Here is a 20,549-nt window from a genome sequence, read left to right as displayed (position 1 = left end):
CAACGCCGGCCGTCGATGTTTCAAATGAAACGATGGGTGTAAAAAAACCGCCAGGAGGAGGCGGTTTGGAGGGACGACGGCTCAGTTACTGTGATTTTGCCCGCTGCTTATATTCAATTTGTTTTCCGCCAAAGGCTTCAATAGCTTCGCTGGCCCGGCTGCCGCACGCCGCCGCAAACAAGCCAAGAAGGCCTGATTTTTCCTGTGAAAAACAAAGCCCGCACTTGATGCGGGCTTTGTTTTTTATGCTCTGTCGTCATAGCAGATCGCGTAGATCCACCGGTGACTTGCCGGGAGGCTCTCCGAACCATGGTCACTTCTGCAGATCACGATGATGCATGCGCCGCTCCCACATCAAGCGCCCCCCACCCAAGCTCAGGCAGCACGACGCAAACGCACTTTCTCTCCCATATGCACAGTCTTGCTTCGCAGGTATCTGAGATACCAGCCCAGTGCGCTTAAGTAGCGGCGCTGATGGAAATGAAAATGGGAGCACTGATGCATCTGCTTGTATGTCCGCGGCATGTCCAGCGGCACATCCGACCAGCCTGAATTGCTTTGATGGCGCAGAAATAAAGTCCTCGCCTGCAAATGTGACCAGCCATGCCAAGGCTTAAGCGCTCCGCCAAAATGCAGAAAAACTGCGTCATCGGGAATTGGAATCGATGTGCCGCGTGTACGCAGAATACTCAGCAGCGAATACATCAAATTCCACTTGGCCGGCAAAATCTGTACACGGCCTTCCGCCACCTTGTTCAAGGCATCCTGATCCGGGTAGTCCAGCTTGAAGCGGCCGCTCAAGACATGTCCGTCATCAAGTTTCATCACGAAATCTCTGCCTGAAGGTTTGCTTTGCCCAACTTGCAGAGCCGGTTTGAATGTAAACGGGCTGACGAGTTGCAACGACGTCGCTGTTTTATTTCCCTTCCGCAATACAGGCGGCAGTGATGTTGTCGAAGATCACGCCTTTGGCCTCTTCATCGCGTTTCGGCAGGCTGTAGTTCAGCGAACATTGCTCATTCGCTTCGCTGCCCCATTTCACCAGCAACTTGCCGCTATCCTTCTCCGCTGCACGCATGAAGATGCGTCCTCCCTGCCCTGCCAGACCAACCACATTGCCATGCTCATCGATGGCCTCGGCACCGAACGGCAAGCTTTCACCTTTGGGCATCTGTACCTGAATCAAGACCGAACGGCCGGTGATCGTCGCGTACTTCAACATCACCACAGAGCCGGCGCGCGGCGCCACGCGCTGACTGGTCGATGACAACTCAACGTCAGTCGACAGCCCCTTGGGATCCAGTGCTACCTCGTTCAGACGATAAGGGGTCAGATAGGGCACGACGGCGTAGCCGCGACCATCCACGCGCACGCCCGCAGTGTTGACCGCTGCGCCGCCGGCGTCCTTGGCCTCTACCACGCCTATGGTTTCGCCTACGTATTGCGACAAGGTCACGCCGCCCGGATGCGCAACGATGGCGCCTGCCACGCGTGCAGAACTTTGCGAACTGCCATTGCTGGAACGACCGACGCTGGCGCCCAGATTCGCATACGTGCTGCGGTAATCGGCATTGGCGGATGCGGTGCTTGCCGATTGATCCCTGGTCCCGGTGACGCTGTACGAGAATGCGTTATCGCTGCCGGCGGTACCGTTCAAAGTCGACTGCATACTGCTGCCGCCGCGATCGCTGCGTGTGACCGATGTGCTGAGTGTCGGCGATTGCGCTTCACGGCCCAGCGGGAACGACACGCTGGCGTAGTACTGGGTATCCGTGGCGCCGGTATTCAAATCGCGCTGGCGCTGTATCGAAAAGTTGTAAGTAAATACTCCGCTGGTGTTGTTGTAGCCAAGCTGAAACTGCGTGTTCGAACCCGCACGATTCCAGTAATTCTGCGACGAACCGCTGACATACAGAGAACCGCGCGTGGCGCCCAGGGCCTGGTTGATCACCAATTGCAATTGATGACGCTGCAGATCGACGTTACGGGCGGAGCGTCCTTGCGCGACGAAATCCTTGGCCGACAACATGTCTTGCAAACGCAGGAAGCCGCTGCTCGAATAACGATAAGCCGCCAGCGAGAAATTGGTACCGGTTTCGTTGATGGCTTTGCTGTAATCCAGACGCAGGCTCTGACCATTTCTGGTATCGCCCTGAGCGACCTTGGCATGGGAGTGCGTGAGGCCGGCAGACATGGCACCCAACGGCGTGTTGAATGCGGTGCCACCGAGGATTGACAAGTAATCCGATGCAAGGATTGCACCAGTAAACAAAGTCAGATCATTGGTCATCCCCCGCTCATAAGTAGCCTGCGTGAAATTGACATTGGTCGATTGCGTCGCATTGCGGGTGCGACCGGCCGTCACGCTATAGCGACTATTGCCTGGTCGCAGCAGTTGCGCAATCGATGCATAGGGCACCAGGAAACTCTGGCGGCTGCCATCGGCCTCCAGCACTTCAACATTCAGGTCGCCGCCGTAGCCAGTCGGATAGAGATCATTGATTTCGAACTGGCCTGGCGCGACCGTGGTTTCATACAGCAGATTGCCGTTTTGCATCACGCGCACACGAGCATTGCTGCGGGCGATGCCGCGCACGATGGGTGCGTATCCGCCTTGTGTGTCAGGCAGCATGCGGTCGTCAGAGGCCAGACGCACGCCGCGAAAACCTATGCTGTCGAATAATTGACCCGAGGTATAAGAGTCGCCGATAAGCAATTGACTACGCAGCGGCACGATATCGCGCTGCAGATAGGTCGCAATATTCTGAAAGCGACGCTCGCCACCGCTTTGTTTCGTCATTGACGAATTGTTGCGCAAGCGCCAGTCGCCCACATTGATGCCTCCGTTGAGGCCCAGATAATAGGAGGTATTGCTGGGCGTGCCGTTACCCTGCACGCGAAAGGCGTTGAAGTTGTAACTCAGGATGCCGGCATTGACACCCTTGTCCCAAAACTCGGGACTGATATAGCCGCGTGCACTACGACGCAAGGAGATCTGCGGCAGGCTCAGATCCAGCCGCAGATCGGATGAATCATATTGCGCAGTCGCATCGGAGATCAGTTCGCCAAGTTGCAGGCACGCGCCGCTGGTGCTGGATGCGGCCAGTTTCTCCAGGGCTTCCGGCGACAGACGCTCAAAATCGATACCGGCCATTTCGAGCATCGCTTTGGTCACGCAAGGCGATGCGCTATCGGCGCCACCGATGGTTCGGAAGATGACATCGGTACGCCCGATCCAGTTTCCATTGACATAGATGTCCGAGTTGTACACACCGGGCATGACAGGATTGGTCGTCATGAAGCGCGACACGTCGACGGGCTTGCCATTGCGCTGCGGCAGAAACTGGTCGTTGAATTCGACCTGAGCCAAGCTGATACCAGTCGCAGCTTGCGTGGTGCCGACATACGAAACAGAAGCGGCCAGCGCACTCAATATCATGGCAGTCAGAGGCTTGAGTCTGAATATTTTGTTGTGCTTGTTCATTTCGCTGGCAGCCGCGTCGTTACCTTGCAGCATTCCCTTTCGTTGATCGTTGCAGCTCAATGGCGAGCCGGGATTGAGAAATCGAAAACAGATTTCAGTGAGCCAGAGTGGCGTCTTCCGTGACGGATGCACCGTAGTCGTTGAGCAAGGTGTAAGTAACTTTGGCGTTCGCCGGCTGACTGTTAAGCCCCTTTACGACAACATGCAGCTTGCCGAATGGCTCTACCATGCCGCCGACCTCATCGGCCATTTCCTTGCCGCTGATATTCAGCGCAACCTTGGTGAAATTGATGTGATAAGGCGTGGGATTGCTTGCCTCTACGACGTAACCGGCGGCCTTCTCGTCTGCGACCACTTTCCAGACTACCTGCGATGGCGCCTTGTCCAGCAAGACTTGTTTATTCAGGTCCTTGGGGCGGTAAAACAACTTGATGCGGATGCGAAATGCCATCTGCATGAAATTGGAATCATCCGCTTCTCCATCCTTAGGCTTGGGGGGAATCTCCAGCACATTCAGCCAATAAACGCTTTCGCGATCTTGCGGCATAGCTTCCTTGGTGTGGATCACACGCAAGGTCTGGCCCTTGGCCGGGTCGAGGCGAAACAGCGGCGGCGTCAACACGAAAGGAACTGGCGTTGCATCAGGTTGAGCGTTGGCATCGCCCTTGTCGAACCAGGTCTGAATCAGGCTCGGCGTGCTGCCTTCATTGGTCAAACGGACGGAAACCTCGCGCTCGTTCGAGGGGAAAACGATACGTGTCGCACCGATCACGACACTGGCGGCGGCTTGCGCACAGAACAGCGTCGACAGCGCTGCAATCAAAAATGCCTTCTTCATATTTTTTTTCATGACATGCTCCCTTGAATCAATAATTTGAAAATGCAAAGCGCATCCATAACGAGCTGCGCGATGCAAACTCATCAAACAATATGCAAACGGGGAAGTACAAAAACGAGACGAACTTTAGAAAAGATGCCGGCCAGAGCAGCCGGCATCTGCAACTACTGGTGAACTGCGATCGAATTATTGAAATTCGATGGTGTACATCACGTTGGATGCAACCTTGCCAGCCTCAGCAGAGCCCAGCGAAACGTAACGCGCCAGGTACGGCAGATCAGCAGCACCACTGCCGATGGAAACCCATGGATTGGTCGTGCTGCCCGACTGACCGATCTTGATTTCTTCGCCGCTGGTATTGGCGAGACCGATCTGAACGTTCTTTGCGCCATCAGTGTTGGTCAACTTGAGACGACCGGTTGCCAGATCGACTGTCGGGCCTGGTTCAAAGTAGGCACGCGCCGAACCGCTTGCAGGCGAGCACTCGGTCAGCTTGATGGTGAACACGGTATTACCGGCGGTTGCACCGGCATCCTTCAAAGTGGTGGTCGAAACCTTAGGCAAAGCCACGGTCATGTTAGGAGCACCGTTATTGATCTTGCAGGTTTGACCGGTGACTTCACCGGTGAAGTCGATCTTGCCGTCAGCCGCATAGGAAAATGCCGGGATCATCGCCACTGCGAACATTGTTGCCAATACTGTCTTTTTCATTTTTACTCCGAGTAATCAATAAAATAAAATTTCCTCTGCCGCACACGTCTTCAACAAAGCTTTCGTTGATCCTGCATCGACATGACAGACGAGTCTTGCGATTCGCCATGCAACGCATACCGAAAGAATTTTGCGCACATAGAAAATCTCGTTTGTGAGTGGCGATCAGAGAGCGAAGACAGGAAAGAAAGAATTTCAAACTGATGCAGCGCAAACGGCATAACCAAACACAGGACGCATGTTATCGATCGGTTTTCGTGGTCGAAATAGGAAAAGTCTCAAATTGACTCGCAAGAGATCAAATGGATAGGCGAAAAAAAACGCAGCGTTTATCGCTGCGTTTTTACTTCTGCCTCAGATTCAATCGAAGCAGATACTGAGTGCGCCCCCGCGTACTCAGATCATGCCGGTGGCGTAAGCATACTTGATCAACTCTGCATCAGTCGACAAGCCCAGCTTGCGCATGGCGTTATTCTTGTGCGTGCTGACCGTGCTCGGCGTACGCGACAGGCGATCGCAAATGTCGCTCAGGGAATTGCCCTCGACGAACAGGCGCACCACCTCCAACTCGCTCAGCGTCAGCTCCTTGCTTTGCGCAAAACCGTCGCCTTGTGCCCAGCTGACTTCCAGTTCACCACGCAGCGAGACCGGGAAATAAACCTGCTTGCTGGTCTGCGTCGCCAGGCAGGCATTGATCAGCTCTTCCGCCTTTTCCTTCTTGTTGATCACCGAGAAAACGCCCATGCGATACAGGCGCTTGACCACTGCCGTATTGCACATGGCGGTGTAGACGATAACCTTGGTCGAAGGATGCTCCGCCTTGATGCGCTTGATCAACGAGAAGCCATCCGAATCGTCGCGATCTTCATTGGTCATCGTGAAATCGGTAATCACGATTTCGCAGGGCGCACGTCGTAATGCACCCAGCAGACTGTCGCCATTGTTGGCTTCCAGATCGATACGCACTTCAGGCAAGCGGCCCAGTTCGCTCTTCAATGCTCCCAGAACCACAGGATGATCGTCGGCTATCGCGACGTGCAACACCTTGTTAGAAATAAGACTCACACTACCCCCAAATTAAATAAATATTTAATTGAAAAAACTAAGAAACCACTCACGTTTATTCAGCTTCGGCACACACCCCCAAAGCTCATGCAGAGGACTTGAGCTTCTTCCTCTTGGTTCCCGCATTAATTCGGCGTGATTTCAATAACAGGGCTGTGCGCAGGGACTCGCCCCTATGAAACTCGATGAAAAAACCACAGCAAAAATATTTTTTTGTCTTTTTAAAAAATTACCAAAAAGCAACAGACATTAGAATTTACTCGCGTATACTCTCGAACTTATTCGATAAGCGATTCGCAAATATTAAATAGACCGTTTCGAATTCAAGGATCGTCTGCGTTGTTCGAATTACTTCGAGCAGAGGCAGAACGCGAACGCCCAGGGAGGGCCATCTTTGTCTGGAGTTTTATTTATGAAAACCGCATTTGACCGTCACTTCTCTTTCCTGTTGCTGGCTGCTGTGCTGGCGTTTCCTCTTGCCGCATTCGCCGATGGCGGTCGGATCCGCTTTGAGGGCGCAGTAGTCGAGCCAGTCTGTTCCGTACAGACGCCAATGGTAAACCTGACGACCGACAGCTTGAAACAGCGCAGCAACAAGAAGCAAGTAAGCAAGGCCGATACATTCCAAATGCAGATCAATTGCAATGCTGATCAGGCTGTGCAAATTTCGTTTGACGACATCCGGCCGCATGCCGGCTCGCAGTTCAGCAGCAGCGTCGAGGGCGTGGAAATCAGCCTGACTCACAAGGGCAAGCAGATCACCCCTGGCGACTCGGTGTCGTATGCATTCCACGGCAAACAAGACACATCGGTGCCGATGATGGCCGCATTGCAACGCACTGCAGGCAGCAATGCTGCAGATGCAGTCCCGAGCAAGGTGCGCGGCGCCATTCTGGTGTCGTTCAACTATCGCTGATCATTCGCGAAGCAAAAAAAGCCGCCTGTTCAGGCGGCTTTTTCATTTCGTGCAACTGTTGCGGATGACTTTCAATAACTTCAGAAAGACCGATCGGCAAGCGCTGCGCAACAGCGTATGCGTCCACGATCACCAGTAATCCTCGGTGACGAATTGCCCGCCGCCATTACGGCGCAACGGCGTCATACCGCGCTCTTTCAATATCTCGCGCACTTCGGTCACCATGTCTGGATTACCGCAGGCCATCACGCGCGCGTTATCGACGTCCAGCGCCAGGCCGGTCGCGGCTTCCAGACTGCCGTTGCGCAGCAGGTCGGTAATCCGGCCCTGCAGCTTGCCCGGCGCCGCCGGCTCGCGCGTAAGCAATTGCAGCAGATGCAAGCGCGCCGTTAATCCAGCTGCACGGGCCTGCACTTGCAGTGCGGCCAGTTGTTCGGAGTAACTCCACTCGTCTGCATGGCGCACGCAATGCACCAGCACCAGATCCTCGAACTTGCGCCAGACATCTTGCTGCAGCAGGATGGAAATGAACGGTCCCAAACCGGTACCGGTCGCCAGCATCCACAAATGCTTGCCGTCGACAAAGCGGTCCGGCGTCATGAAACCATAGCTGAGCTTTTCCACCCAGACCGGCGCGCCGGGTTCAAGCTGATCCAGCTTGCTGGTGAACAGGCCCTCCGGCACCACAATGGCGTAGTACTCGAGTTCGCTGTCGTTTTCAGCGGAGGTCACCGAATACGCACGCCACACGATCTCGCCCTCTATTTCCAGACCGAGCCGGGCAAACTGGCCGGCGACGAATTGATAACCAGCAGGCCGCGTGGTGCGAAAAGTCATGAGCTTGTCGGTCCAGCGATGAACCGACACCAGTCTTTCACAGCTGGCCTTGTCTGCGCTTACGTCCACTGCCACTAAGCTCTCCTTGTTGAAACAGAAATTAAGAAAATTCTGAAAATAGCCGGCACCCGGTCTGAAACAGCCACCAAGGCAGTCCAACTACGCGCTCGCCGGATACAATACCCGAGATCGATCGGCAGACAAGGAAACACGGAATTTCAGTGCAGGCATAAAACGCTGCAATATCAAGCTCTGCAATAAGGAAAACCCGAATCAGAGTGGAACTAAGCGCCATCAATCCGGGTCTTGCCGATGGGTCTGCAGATCGTAACTATGCTGCCGGAATCCGAAGATGCCTGAGGATGCCTGATGAAACGAAAAAGCCGAATAAAAGCGGCTCCCCTCGGCAAACAGCAGCAAGCGTTGCAAGCGACATCCTAACCGGGCATGGAAAAATCTGCTGGCAAGCGTCGGCCTCAAGAGATGAGCATGGGATGGGCTTGCAGCCATACCGATGCGGACGGTCATGCTGCGCGACAGCCGGATATTGGCCGACGCGGCAATCATGTCGATTCCGTGAAAGCCGATCCGACAAGCACGAGGAAAATTTCCTGCGCATCGGCGACCTTCACCGTTCGATGCAGTAGTGGCGCCCCGCGCACTCGCACCGATGCGGCGCTCTGCGAAGGTCTGGTCACATGCAATACCCGATCTGATGCTTGCCGATCTCATGCAACACATGCGGGCATCACACGATTTATTTTTTAAGAATACAGAATCTACTCAATGAACTGGACCTGCCGCCTGGCCCTTGCTTTTATGTGGTGCGTCGCCGACGCCGCACACGCCGCCTACAAAGTGGATATCGATGCGCCCTCGCCGCTGCAGAGGCTGCTCAAGGAACATCTCGATCTGGTGCGCTATCAGGAACGCGCAGACCTCAGTCCGGAGCAACTGAAATTCATGGTCGACACCGTGGGTGATCAGGTCACGCAACTGGCGTCCACCGAGGGCTATTTTTCGCCCAAGACCAAGGTCGAGCTGAAGCATGAAACCTCAGCCGACGGTCAGCAGGAAATCAGCCGCATCCAGATCACCGTTGAAGCCGGTCCGATCACCAACATTCACAGCGCCGACATCAGCGCGGTCGGTGCGATCACGCAGCAAGAGCCGCAACGCGTCAGCGATGTGCAGAAAAACTGGTCGCTGCCGGTCGGCAAGCCCTTCCGGCAGGAAGACTGGGACAAGGCCAAGAACGCCGGCCTGCAAACCCTGCAGCAAAGGAAATACGCCGCCGCCAAGATCGCCGAATCGGAAGCCCGCATCGATCCGGACGATCAGCAAGCCGATCTGGCGGTGCGCTATGACAGCGGGCCGGCTTTCACGCTGGGCCCTTTGCAGATCACCGGCACCAAGCGTTACCCGGAAGAAATCATCCGCAACGTCAATCCGCTCAATGTCGGCGAAGAGTACGACGTCAACCGCCTGCTGGCCTTGCAGCGCCAGATCCAGAACACGCCTTACTTCAGCAACGCCATCGTCGGCATTGATGATGATCCGGCGCATCCGGATCTGACGCCGGTCAAGGTACAGGTCACCGAATATCCCACGCAGCGCGTACGCGCCGGCGTGGGGTATGCGACCGATACCGGCGCGCAGGTCGAAGGCCGCTATTCGCACTACAACGTTTTCAACAAGGCCTGGGTGTTCGACAGCCAGTTGCGACTGGAACAAAAACGCCAGTACGGCCTGCTGAGCCTGGGCATGCCGCCGGACGACAAAGGCTTCGTCAACAGCTTCAATACCTCGTATGAACGCACCACGCTGGAAGGCGTGGATCTGCGCAGTTTCCAGACCGGTCTCAAACGCACCCGCACCGGCGACAAATACGACACCACCTATTCGCTGACCTACTACCGCGATCAATTGCAACAGGAAGACGGCGCGACCCTGCCGAGCAATACCGTAGTCTCGCCCGGAACGCATCAGGCCCTGGTGCCCGGCTTCGCCTGGGCGCGCCGCAATGTGGATGATCCTATCTTCCCGCGCCAGGGCAATCTGCTGACGCTGGAAGCCGGCTTCGCGGTCAAGGGCATCATGACCGACCAGACCTTCGGCCGCCTGTATGGACGCTTCAAACAGTTCATCCCGGTCGCCAAACGCGATGTGGTGCTGCTGCGCGCCGAACTGGGCGGCGTATTCACCCAGGGCAGCGCCTCGGCGGTGCCGGCCTCGCTGCTGTTCCGCGCCGGCGGCAACGAGTCGGTGCGCGGCTATAGCTATCAGAGCATCGGCAACGAACAGAACGGCACGGTCTACCCGACCAAGTATCTGGCGGTCGGCAGCACCGAGTATCAGCACTGGTTTACCGAAAGCTGGGGTGCGGCCGTGTTCTACGACGTCGGCGCGGCTGCCGACAACTGGAACAACAAGACCTTTTATCAGGGCGTAGGCGCCGGTGCGCGCTGGCGCAGCCCGGTCGGCACGCTCAATCTGGATCTGGCTTACGGCATCCAGAAAAAGCAGATCCGCCCGCATATTTCGCTGGGCATCGCATTCTGACGGCGCTCTTTGCACCGAGGCCCGGAGCAAAAAGCGTGCAAAAGAAACGGTCGCCGCTTGCGGCCACCGCTGACATGAATAAACAAGCCGCAATGACGGGCTCAATCGATTTGAAGACGCAGGCATGACAGACCAGAATCAACATCCGCCGCAGCAAGATCAGGATCCGAATTCGGATCGCAAGCAGGCTGACAATGCCGGGCGCGGCCAGAACACAGGCAAAAGGAAACGCAGTACGCCGGCCAAGCTGCTGCTGTGGTCGGGCGGCACGCTGGCCGGCGTGGTGCTGCTCGCCGCCGGCGCCGCGATCTTTGCCGTGACGACCGAAAACGGTACACGCATTCTCTGGAATACCGCCGTGCGCGTGATGGACGGCAAACTGTCCGGCACGCTGCTGGGCGGCAGCATTGCTGATGGCTTGCGCCTGCGCGATCTCAACTATCACGATGACAAGCGCATCCTCAAGATCGACAGCATCGATTCGAGCTGGCACCTGTCGCTGGCGCCGCGCAAGCTGACGGTGCGCTATCTGCGGGTCGGCACGGTCGAGCTGAATCAACAGCCCTCGCCGTCGGAACCTACGGTCATGCCGCAATCGCTGAGCCTGCCGCTGGCGCTTGCGCTGAACGACATCTCGCTGAAAAAACTGACGCTGCAACAGGGCACCTCGATCACCGAGCTATCCAATCTCAAACTGCACGGCGACTCGGACGGCATACAGCACACGCTGGTGCTGGACAGCCTCAGCACGCCTTTCGGCGATGCCAGCGCACTGCTGAACCTGAATGGCAAACAGCCCTTCGCGATCAGCGGCGGACTGGAGCTGGCGGGCGAATACAAAAACGGGCAGTTGCAAGAGAAATATCAGATCGCAGCACAGCTTTCCGGCTCGCTGCAAGAACTGGGCGTGGCGCTGAAAGCCAGCGGCGACAAACTCAACGGCACTGCCGAAATCCAGGCCACACCTTTTGCGCCGGTGCCGCTGCAACGCGCCAAGATCGACTTCCAGCATCTGAATCCACAAGCTTTCAGCGCCGGTGCGCCGCAGGCCGATCTACGCATACGCGCAGATCTCGCCCCCCTCGACACAGCGTCTGCACCTGCTCCTGCAGCGGCGACAGGCACCACGCCGGCATTGAACTCGGCATCCGCGGCGCCACCATCCGCAAGCGACATGAAAGTCGGCGGCACCATCGACATCAGCAACGGCAAACCCGGCCGCATCGATCATCAATTGCTGCCGCTGGTCTCGGCCAAGGCCGATGTCGAACTGGATCTCAAGCACCAGAAACTGGCGAATCTGGATATCCGCCTGCTGAAAAACGCGCGCCTGCAAGGCGGCGGCGAATTCCGGCCGGCCAGCGACAAGCAGGCGATGGGCGGTGAATTCAAGTTCCAGATCAGCGATCTCGATCTGAACCAGATTCATGGTCAGCTCAAGGCCTCGCAATTGCGCGGCCCCCTGGATGTCAAGCTGGGCGCGACGCAGCAAGACATCAAACTGGCTCTGGCAGACCGGAATCTCAGCATCAAGCTGGACAGCAGCATCCATCCTGAACAGGTGGAACTGCATCAGGCCCAATTGGCGGCCGGCAAATCACGGCTGGAAGTGGCCGGTACGCTGGCGACCGTGGGCGCCATGAATTATGCAGTCAAAGGCAAGCTGGCCGATTTCGACCCGACGGCATTTCTGAGCGCGGTCACACCGCCATCCGCGCCGGCCGGCGGCAAATCGGCCAAGGCCGCGAAACAGAGCGCGGCTGCGCCATCCAAGCCGGTGGCTGCGCGCATCAACATGGACTTCAATGCCAGCGGCGTGCTTTCGCCCGAGCTGCAAGTGAAGCTGGCCTTCGGAATCCATGACAGCAGCTATGGCGACTTGCCGATGAGCGGCAAGGGCAATATCCAGCTGGCCGGAAAGCGCCTGCTGCCGAGTACCGCCAATCTGCTGATCGCCGGCAATACCCTGAATCTGAACGGCAGCTTCGGCGTCAGCGGCGACAAGCTCAATCTGAATGTCGATGCGCCGCAACTGCAGCGTCTGGGTTATGGATTATCCGGTCTGCTCAAGCTGGACGGGCAATTGACCGGCACCCAGCAGCGCCCCAACCTGCACGCAAACTATCGCGCCGAACAACTGGCCTTCGGCCCGCACCGCGTACAGCGCCTGACGGGCGAAGCCGACCTGCGTACCGATCTGGCGGCCGGCGTCAACTCGCCCAACAACAAGCTGGCGCTGCGCGTCGAAGGCGAAGGCTACAAAGGCCCGCAGGCTGAACTGGCCAAGCTGAATCTGAATCTGACCGGCACCTACGCCAATCACAATCTCAAGCTGCAGACCAATGGCCGTCTGCTGGATCATCCGCTGGATCTGGACTTCGCCGCACACGGCAAGGTGACTGAAAAGACCAGGGGCAATTACGGCTGGACCGGCACCATCGACACGCTCTCCAACAAGGGCCTGCCGCAGATCGCCATGGCTTCGCCGCTGAGCCTGAGCGTGGCTGCCGATGCCATCGATGCCGGCGCCACCCGCCTCAACATCGACCGCATGGCGATCGACCTGCAGCACTTCAGCTATCAGCAAGGACGGATTCGCTCGGCCGGTCAGGCCAAGGCGCTCGACATCGGCCGGATCCTTGAACTAGTGCGCGAGTTCACCGGTACCGAAGCGCCGGTGAAAACCGATCTGGTGCTCGACAGCGACTGGAATTTCGCGCTCGCCGAAAATGCCAGCGGCTACTTCCGGATCGAACGCAAATCGGGCGATATGCGCGTTACGACCAGCAATGGCGAAAGCGCACTCGGCTTGTCCGAACTGAAACTTCGTGCGGATCTGGAAGGCCAGCAGATGAAGTTCGCGGCGCGCGCCAATGCATCCCGCATCGGTACGCTGGATGCCCAGGGCAGTAGCGGCCTGCAACGCCAGGACGGCTTGCTGACGCTCACATCTTCTTCGCCGCTGGCCGCCAAGGCGCAGTTCAAGGTGCCGGAGCTGAAGCGCATCGGCGATCTGATCGGCCCGCAGGTCAGCCTCAACGGCAAGCTGGCGATGGATCTCAGCGCCGGAGGCACGCTCGGCCAGCCCAAACTGTCGGGCGCGATCAACGGCGACGACATGGCGGTAACGCTGTTCGATCAGGGCATACAGCTCAAGGACGGCGTCGCCCGCATCACCATGGACAACAACGTGATTGATCTGCGCCAGATCGAATTCCGCGGCGGCGAAGGCACGCTGCGCGCCAGCGGCAAAGTACAACTGGGAGAATCCAACCCGGATCTGAACGCCACCATCACTGCCGACCGTCTGCAATTGTTCGCCAGTCCCGACCGCCAGCTGATGCTCTCCGGCAAGGCCTCGGTCGCCAATGTGGCCGAACAGTTGCGCATCGACGGCAAGTTCGTGGTCGACAAGGCCTTGTTCGATCTGCCCAAGAGCAGCGCACCCAAGCTCGGCGACGACGTGATCATTGTGCGCAAGGGTGAGAAAGCCAAGGCCGGCGCCAACGCCAGCTCCCAGCAGAAGCTCACCGCCGCCACCGAAAAACCGGCCGGCAAGTTCGCTCCTGTGATGAACATCTCGGTCGATCTGGGCAACAACTTCCGCTTCAAGGGCACCGGCGCCGATCTGCTGCTGCGCGGCGACATGAACGTGCGCAGCGAACCCTACTCGCCGCTGCGCGCCACCGGCACCATCAATGTCGCGGAAGGCACGTATGAAGCCTTCGGCACCAAGCTCAACATCGAGCGCGGCATCATCAACTTCCAGGGCCCGATCAGCAATCCCAACCTGAACATTCTGGCGATGCGCCGCAATCAGGACGTGGAAGCCGGCGTCGAAGTCACCGGCAACGCCAATCAGCCGCGCGTCAAACTGGTGTCAGAACCGAACGTGCCGGACGATGAAAAACTGTCGTGGATGATGTTCGGCCACGGCACCGACAGCTCCGGCATCGGCCAGCGCAATGCCAGCAGTCAGGCGCTGGCGCTGGTCGGCAACTTCGGCGGCAAGAAGATCGCCAAGGACATCGGCCTCGACCAGTTCTCGATCGGCGCCAGCGAATCCGGCCTGAGCAACGACCAGGTGGTCAATCTGGGCAAGGCGATTTCAGAGAAACTGGCCATCGGCTACGAGCAGAGCCTGACCGGCGCCGCCAGCGTCGCCAAGGCCACCTGGCAACTGTCGCAACGCTGGTCGGTGGTGGCGCGCGCGGGCACGATCAATGGTCTGAACGTGGTGTTCAATCGCAGGTTCGACTGAGATCGGGAATGCAGAAAAGAAAACAGGACCGGTGATGCCAGTCCTGTCCTGCTGATGTGAACACCGTCAATCCGACTGCGACAAAAAAACGGCATCCAACAGGGATGCCGTTTTTCCTGGGGCAAGCAACGCGCTCGCTACAGCCATCCCGCCTTGCGTAATCTGCGCCACAGCATCGAGCAGCAGAAGATGATGCCGCCCAGCACCAGCGGAAAACTCCAGCGCCAGTCCAGCCCCGGCATGTGGGCGAAGTTCATGCCGTAGAGGCTGAAGATCATGGTTGGAATGGCGAGAATCGCACCCCAGCCGGCCAGGGTCTGCACGATTTCATTCTGATGAATGGTGACCTGGGCCAGATTGATCTGCACCGCAGACTCCACCATTTCGCGCAGGCGGTCGCCGGTGTCGATGAAGCGCACCACGTGGTCGTAGATGTCGCGGAAATAGGCCTTGCCGTCCTTGGTGATCAGACCTTCATGAAAGCGCAGCAGCTGCGTGCAGATATCCAATACCGGCGACGCCACTGAACGCAAGCGGATCAGCTGGCGCTTGAGCTGATACAGCTCCTGCAAATAGGCCTGCCCGGTATTGCCGCTGGTCTGAAACAGCTGTGCTTCGTAGAGATCGAACTTCTTTTCCAGATCGTCCATGATCGGACGATAGTTGTCGACCACGAAATCCATGATCGAATACAGCACAAAGCTGGGGCCGCGCACCAGGCGATCCGGCAGCATCTCGCAATGCTCGCGCACCTTGGCATAGCTGCGCGAGGCGCCGTGCCGCACCGTGACCACGAAGCGCGGGCCGGTCAGGATGTGGGTTTCACCGAACTTGATCTCGCCGTCCACCAACTGCGCGGTATGCAAAACCACGAACAGGGTATCGCCGTACTCTTCGATCTTGGGGCGCTGATGAGCGGCGTAGGCATCTTCCACCGCCAGTTCGTGCAGATTGAATTCTTCCTTGATCTTGCACATCAGCTCGACATTCGGTTCGAGCAAGCCGAGCCAGACGAAAGTCCCTTCCTGCTCCAGCTCATCGCTGATTTCATCGAGCGTGATGTCACGCAGTTTCTTGCCTTTTTTGTAGACCGTGCAATTGACGATCATGCTGGCGTCGATCATGTATGGCTCCATGTGCGCCGCTGCCGCGAGGTGATCGGATCCGATGCGGATCGCTCAATGTCACGGCAGCGTGAAGGCGCATTATTATTGGCCGCCGGTGCTTGCCGGCTCCCTCCGGCGGTGCCGGTCCGTGCAAGCGCCTGGATGGATGATCCGGCGGAAGTTCAGGCGGCCCGGCGCACCAGCTTTTGTTTCAGGATCTGCGCCAGCACCACTCCGACCAGAGTGATACCGCCGCCGATCGCATGATACGCATGCAAGGTTTCGCCCAGGGCCAGCACAGCGATTATGACGGTAAATATGGGAAACAAGTTCATGAAGACGGTGGCGTAGCTGGCGCCCAGATGCGCCACGCCGCGCATCCACAGGAATTGCGAAACAATGGAAGCGGCAATCCCGGCGAACAGAATCAGCGGGATGTTTTCCGCCGTCAGCGCTGAATGCGCCCCCAGGATGTAGCCAGGCGTCAACGCTACCACCGCGATCAGAATCTGCATGTACAGCAGTTGCCAGGTCGGGAATGGCAAGGCCCAGCGACGCAGCAGCACCCCGTACAAGGCATAGGCAATGGTCGCGATCAGCATCAGGAAATCGCCGATCACCACGCCGTTGGTAAACAAATCAGCGGGATGCCCCTTGCCGATCAGGATCATCAGACCGAACAGCGAAAGAATGCCGCCCAGCAAGGTGCCCAGGGTTGGCGGTTCGCGCAGAAACAGACTGCTCAGCAGCAGCGTCAGCAGCGGCATCAATGAGGCGATCATGCCCATGCTGGTGGCCGATGACGTCACCGCGGCAACGTAAGCCAGACTCTGAAACAGCACCATGCCGAGCAATGCCAGCGCGCCGATCTTGAGCAGATAGGGCCGAAAATCGGCGCGCCTCTGCCAGACCGGCTTCAGCATGAAGGGCGTCAGCAGCAGCGCCGCCAACACCCAGCGATAGAAGGAAATATCCTCAGGCGGTATCACGCCCGCCGCCAGCTTGTTGACGATGGTATTCATCGCCCAGATCAGCACGGCGCCCAACGGGAAAGCCATATATCGGTATTGCATGTTGTCGCTCGCCAAAAAATCGAATACAGAATTGAGTTGCCGCCGGGTTACCCCAAGCCTGCGCCGGCCAGCCGGCTTCACTCAGGCCGACGAAGTCTTGCTTTGTTCGCGCCCCGCCATCTCGGAACCGGCATTGGCCGGCAGCCTGCGCAGCAGCGGAATCGAGAACGAAGCGGCCAGCGCCACCGTCAGGAAAGCCGGCCAGAAATCCTGGGTCACCAGCGTCGCATGGCCCTGCAACTGGTTCGACACTTGCAACGCAAATCCGGCCAGCACCACGCCCATGCCGACCGACAACTGCTGCGCGACGCTGGCGATGCTGGTGGCCTGGCTCAGGCTGCGGCTTTCGACATCGGCGTAGGAAATCGCATTCAGGCTGGTGAATTGCAGCGAGCGGAAACAGCCGCCGATCAGCAGCACGATGAACATCACCAGATAAGGCGTAGTCGCTGAAAACAGGCCGATGCAGGCCAGCGATACGATGCCCAGCGCACCGTTGATCACCAGCACCCGGCGAAAACCATAGCGCTTGAGAATGCGCGCCGCGATGGTTTTCATGAACATGGCGCCGGCCGCCGACGCGCAGGTCAGCAAGCCCGAATGGAAGGCGGAGAAACCAAAGCCCAGTTGCAGCATCAGCGGCAGCAGAAAAGGAATCGCACCGATGCCGAGGCGGAACAGCGAGCCGCCGAATACGCCCGCCTGCAGCGTCGGAATCTTGAGCAACTTGAGATCGATCAGCGGCGTCGGCGTGCGACGTGCATGCCAGACATAGGCCGCCAGACTGAGCGCCCCCAGCACCACGCAGGCCAGAGAGATATCGCTGGAGACCAGATGGCGTCCGGCGGTCGCCAGGCCCATCATCAGCAACGAACAGCCCAGCGCCGACAACACGAAACCGGGCCAGTCCAGCGGCGCCATGCTGTCGGCCCTGGTGTTGGGAATGAAGCGCGTCGCCAGATACAGGCCGAGAATGCTGATCGGAATATTGATGAAGAAAATCCAGCGCCAGTGGAAATAGGTCGTGATGAAGCCGCCCAGCGGCGGCCCCAGCACCGGGCCGAACAATGCAGGAATGGTCAGATAGCTGAGCGCCTTGACCAGATTGGCCTTGTCCACGCTGCGCAGAATCACGAGGCGCCCGACCGGCACCATCATCGCGCCGCCTATGCCCTGAAAGAAACGCGCCGCCACGAACTCCGGCAAGCTGTTCGACACGCCGCACAGGATGGAACCCAGCATGAAGACACAGATCGCCGAGCGGAAAATCGTCAGCGCGCCGAAACGATCCGCCATCCAGCCGCTGATCGGGATGAACACGGCCAGACTGACGAGGTAGGAAGTCAGCGCCAGTTTCAGCGAAATGGGATCGACACCCATGTCCACCGCCAGCACCGGCAAAGAGGTCGAAATGACCGTGGAATCCATCTGTTCCATGAACAAGGCACAGGCAATGATCAGCGGGATGGTGAAAGTGCGGGGAGCGGACATCGGCGCAATATGAGAGAAGCAGGAAAGAAGCTGAAAACTGTCTGAAAAAACAGGAACCGGAACAGCGTACCCGGTCTGAATTCGGGCAATGAGACTCTGAAGCGATATCGAGCAGGAAGCCCGCAGGACAGCCGCCCAGTATACCGTTTAAGCTATGATGCTGCCGGGCGCACCTGCCGGGGCCGACTGTCGGGTGAAAACCGCCTGCAAGCTGAGTCGCCGCCTGAGCGCGCCATCCGCAACAGCCAGAACCACACACCCTCAATGCCGTACAAGTCCATGCCCAATTGCTTCGCCCTGCTCGACGATTACCAGGCCTCGCCGGCGGAACCCCGCTCGCGGCTTTATACCGGCTATCGCCAGGCCCTGAGCTGCGCTGATGCCGCCGCGTTTCCGCTGATGCTGGAGCAGATGCAGCAGGCGCTGCAGCAAGGCCTGCATGCCGTCGCGCTGTGGACCTATGAGCTGGGCGCCGCCTTGCACGACATCCCCGCCGGATCGCATGCGGGTGCCGCCGGCTTGCCGCTGGCGCAAGTGCTGCTGTTTGACGAATGCCGTCATCTGAGTCGTGAACAGGTCGACATCTGGCTTGAGCAACAGGCCGCCCAGGAGAACCGCAAGGCGGACATCAACCCGCAGCATGCCGGGGTCTGCGATGTCAGCGCCAGCGTCGACGAACAGGAGTTCAGCGCCGCCATCGCCCGCATTCGCGACTACATCGCGGCCGGCGACACTTATCAGGTCAACTACACCTACCGCCTGCATTTTTCAGCCTTCGGCTCGGCGACCGCGCTGTATCGCCGCCTGCGCCGCCGCCAGCCGGTGCCCTACGGCGCTTTCATACAGTGCGCAGATGGCCGCAGCGTGCTGTCGTTCTCGCCCGAACTGTTTGTCTCGCATCGCCAGGGCCTGCTGAAAGCCAAACCGATGAAAGGCACGGCACGCGCCGCCGCCGATGACGAAGCCGATGCCGTCGCCATCAATGCGCAGCGCTCGCTGGCGCTCAGCATCGACGAAAAGAATCGCGCAGAGAATCTGATGATCGTTGATCTGCTGCGCAACGACCTCGGCCGTATCGCCGAATCCGGCTCCGTGCAGGTGCCGCATCTGTTCGACGTGCGCCGTTACGGTCAGGTGCTGCAGATGACCTCCACCATCCATGCCCGTCTGCGCCCGCAGACCACGCTGCCCGACGCCATCGCCGCGCTCTACCCTTGCGGTTCGATCACCGGTGCGCCCAAGCGCCGCACCATGCAGATCATCGATGAGCTGGAAAGCCAGCCGCGCGGACTCTACACCGGCGCCATCGGCTGGTTCGATGCGCCGCGTCAGACGCCATCCGGCACGCCGGCCATCGGCGACTTCTGCCTCTCGGTGCCGATCCGCACGCTGGTGCTGGAGGCGCCTGAAGATCAGCGCCCCGGAAGCTTGCGGCGCGGTGTGCTCGGGGTAGGCGCCGGCATCGTCTACGACAGCGACGCGGCGTCGGAGTACGCCGAATGCCAACTCAAGGCCAGCTTCCTCACCGGTCTGGCGCAGGATTTCAGCCTGTTCGAAACCATGTATGCCACGGCGCAAGGCTGTCGCCATCTGGAGCTGCATCTGCAGCGGCTGCGCACCTCCGCGGCGAGCTTCGGCTTTGTCTTCGAGGAACATAAAATCCGCCAGGCGCTTGATCAGACCTGCGCCGGCTTACCAACACCAACCCCCACAACGACTGAGGACGGGCAGGCTTATCGCCTCAAACTGTCGCTGCATCAGGACGGCCGCATCGCGCTGCAACATGCCGCGCTGACGCCCTTGCCAGCGGACGTAAACGTCTTCCTCGCGCCGCAGACGATGAACAGCGCCGATCTATTTCTGCGCCACAAAAGCTCGGTACGCGCAATCTATGATCAGGCCTGGCGTGCGGCGGAAAACCTGGGGGGGTTCGACATGCTGTTCTTCAACGAACGCGATGAGCTGACCGAAGGCGGACGCAGCAATGTGTTCGTGAAGCTGGATGGCGTGTGGCTAACGCCGCCCTTGTCGGCGGGCGTACTGCCGGGTGTGATGCGCAGCGTGCTGCTGAACGCTCCCGAATGGAATGCACAGGAAGCCGTGGTCAGCCGCCGGCAGTTGATCAGCGCCGAAGAAATTGTGGTGTGCAATGCCTTGCGTGGCGCGGTGCGCGTGGTGTTGGCCGAATTGACCGGCTGACATTGA

Annotated in this window: 16 protein-coding genes; 4 read left to right on the top strand and 12 right to left on the bottom strand. The window is 58.6% G+C overall.

What is annotated here, in order from left to right:
• Positions 1-375 precede the first annotated feature (375 nt).
• From PQR62_RS03910 to PQR62_RS03885, 6 genes are all read right to left on the bottom strand, one after another.
• A complete protein-coding gene (locus tag PQR62_RS03910) occupies positions 376-825 on the bottom strand; it encodes a glycosyltransferase family 8 protein (protein WP_408155018.1) in 450 nt (149 codons plus the stop codon).
• Between the two features lie 91 nt (positions 826-916).
• Positions 917-3,517, bottom strand: a complete 2,601-nt coding sequence (locus PQR62_RS03905; RefSeq protein ID WP_408155016.1) for a fimbria/pilus outer membrane usher protein — start codon at positions 3,515-3,517, stop codon at positions 917-919.
• A 61-nt stretch (positions 3,518-3,578) separates the two neighbouring features.
• The gene (locus PQR62_RS03900; RefSeq protein ID WP_408155014.1) at positions 3,579-4,406 is read right to left on the bottom strand and encodes a fimbrial biogenesis chaperone; all 828 of its coding nucleotides are present in this window, start codon (positions 4,404-4,406) and stop codon (positions 3,579-3,581) included.
• 102 nt (positions 4,407-4,508) lie between these two features.
• Positions 4,509-5,033, bottom strand: a complete 525-nt coding sequence (locus PQR62_RS03895; RefSeq protein WP_408155012.1) for a fimbrial protein — start codon at positions 5,031-5,033, stop codon at positions 4,509-4,511.
• 396 nt (positions 5,034-5,429) lie between these two features.
• Entirely contained in the window at positions 5,430-6,098 is a 669-nt protein-coding gene (locus PQR62_RS03890; RefSeq protein ID WP_408155010.1) for a response regulator, read from the bottom strand.
• Between the two features lie 406 nt (positions 6,099-6,504).
• Positions 6,505-6,762 (bottom strand): hypothetical protein, encoded by a 258-nt coding sequence (locus PQR62_RS03885; RefSeq protein ID WP_408155008.1) that lies wholly within the window; start codon positions 6,760-6,762, stop codon positions 6,505-6,507.
• Here PQR62_RS03885 and PQR62_RS03880 point away from each other — a divergent pair.
• On the top strand, positions 6,757-7,014 hold the full coding sequence (locus tag PQR62_RS03880) for a hypothetical protein (protein ID WP_408155007.1): 258 nt from the start codon (positions 6,757-6,759) through the stop codon (positions 7,012-7,014). The two genes, PQR62_RS03885 and PQR62_RS03880, sit on opposite strands and share 6 nt — an antisense overlap.
• Here the strand turns inward: PQR62_RS03880 and PQR62_RS03875 are convergent.
• From PQR62_RS03875 to PQR62_RS03865, 3 genes are all read right to left on the bottom strand, one after another.
• A complete protein-coding gene (locus PQR62_RS03875; protein ID WP_408155005.1) occupies positions 7,001-7,147 on the bottom strand; it encodes a hypothetical protein in 147 nt (48 codons plus the stop codon). The two genes, PQR62_RS03880 and PQR62_RS03875, sit on opposite strands and share 14 nt — an antisense overlap.
• Complete coding sequence (locus PQR62_RS03870) at positions 7,144-7,926, bottom strand: ferredoxin--NADP reductase (RefSeq protein ID WP_408155003.1); 783 nt, start codon at positions 7,924-7,926, stop codon at positions 7,144-7,146. The genes PQR62_RS03875 and PQR62_RS03870 overlap by 4 nt, the downstream gene beginning before the upstream one ends.
• Positions 7,927-8,145: 219 nt before the next feature.
• The gene (locus PQR62_RS03865; RefSeq protein WP_408155001.1) at positions 8,146-8,418 is read right to left on the bottom strand and encodes a hypothetical protein; all 273 of its coding nucleotides are present in this window, start codon (positions 8,416-8,418) and stop codon (positions 8,146-8,148) included.
• A gap of 219 nt (positions 8,419-8,637) precedes the next feature.
• Here PQR62_RS03865 and PQR62_RS03860 point away from each other — a divergent pair, with 219 nt between their 5' ends.
• Both PQR62_RS03860 and PQR62_RS03855 read left to right on the top strand, forming a co-directional pair.
• On the top strand, positions 8,638-10,413 hold the full coding sequence (locus PQR62_RS03860) for an autotransporter assembly complex protein TamA (protein ID WP_408154999.1): 1,776 nt from the start codon (positions 8,638-8,640) through the stop codon (positions 10,411-10,413).
• A gap of 124 nt (positions 10,414-10,537) precedes the next feature.
• Positions 10,538-14,674, top strand: coding sequence for a translocation/assembly module TamB domain-containing protein (locus PQR62_RS03855; RefSeq protein ID WP_408154997.1), 4,137 nt, complete (start codon positions 10,538-10,540; stop codon positions 14,672-14,674).
• A 137-nt stretch (positions 14,675-14,811) separates the two neighbouring features.
• On the opposite strand, the gene PQR62_RS03850 is transcribed toward PQR62_RS03855, so the two are convergent.
• The 3 genes from PQR62_RS03850 to PQR62_RS03840 form a co-directional block, all read right to left on the bottom strand.
• Entirely contained in the window at positions 14,812-15,798 is a 987-nt protein-coding gene (locus tag PQR62_RS03850) for a magnesium and cobalt transport protein CorA (RefSeq protein ID WP_408154995.1), read from the bottom strand.
• A gap of 164 nt (positions 15,799-15,962) precedes the next feature.
• On the bottom strand, positions 15,963-16,853 hold the full coding sequence (locus PQR62_RS03845) for a DMT family transporter (protein WP_408154993.1): 891 nt from the start codon (positions 16,851-16,853) through the stop codon (positions 15,963-15,965).
• Between the two features lie 81 nt (positions 16,854-16,934).
• Complete coding sequence (locus PQR62_RS03840; RefSeq protein ID WP_408154991.1) at positions 16,935-18,344, bottom strand: DHA2 family efflux MFS transporter permease subunit; 1,410 nt, start codon at positions 18,342-18,344, stop codon at positions 16,935-16,937.
• A 264-nt stretch (positions 18,345-18,608) separates the two neighbouring features.
• Between PQR62_RS03840 and PQR62_RS03835 the strand changes: the two genes are divergently transcribed.
• Complete coding sequence (locus PQR62_RS03835) at positions 18,609-20,543, top strand: chorismate-binding protein (RefSeq protein WP_408154989.1); 1,935 nt, start codon at positions 18,609-18,611, stop codon at positions 20,541-20,543.
• The last annotated feature ends 6 nt before the right edge of the window (positions 20,544-20,549 follow it).

The sequence above is a fragment of the Herbaspirillum lusitanum genome (assembly GCF_046025995.1).
Lineage (GTDB): Bacteria > Pseudomonadota > Gammaproteobacteria > Burkholderiales > Burkholderiaceae_D > Herbaspirillum > Herbaspirillum lusitanum_A.
This window is presented reverse-complemented; position numbering and strand designations above follow the sequence as displayed.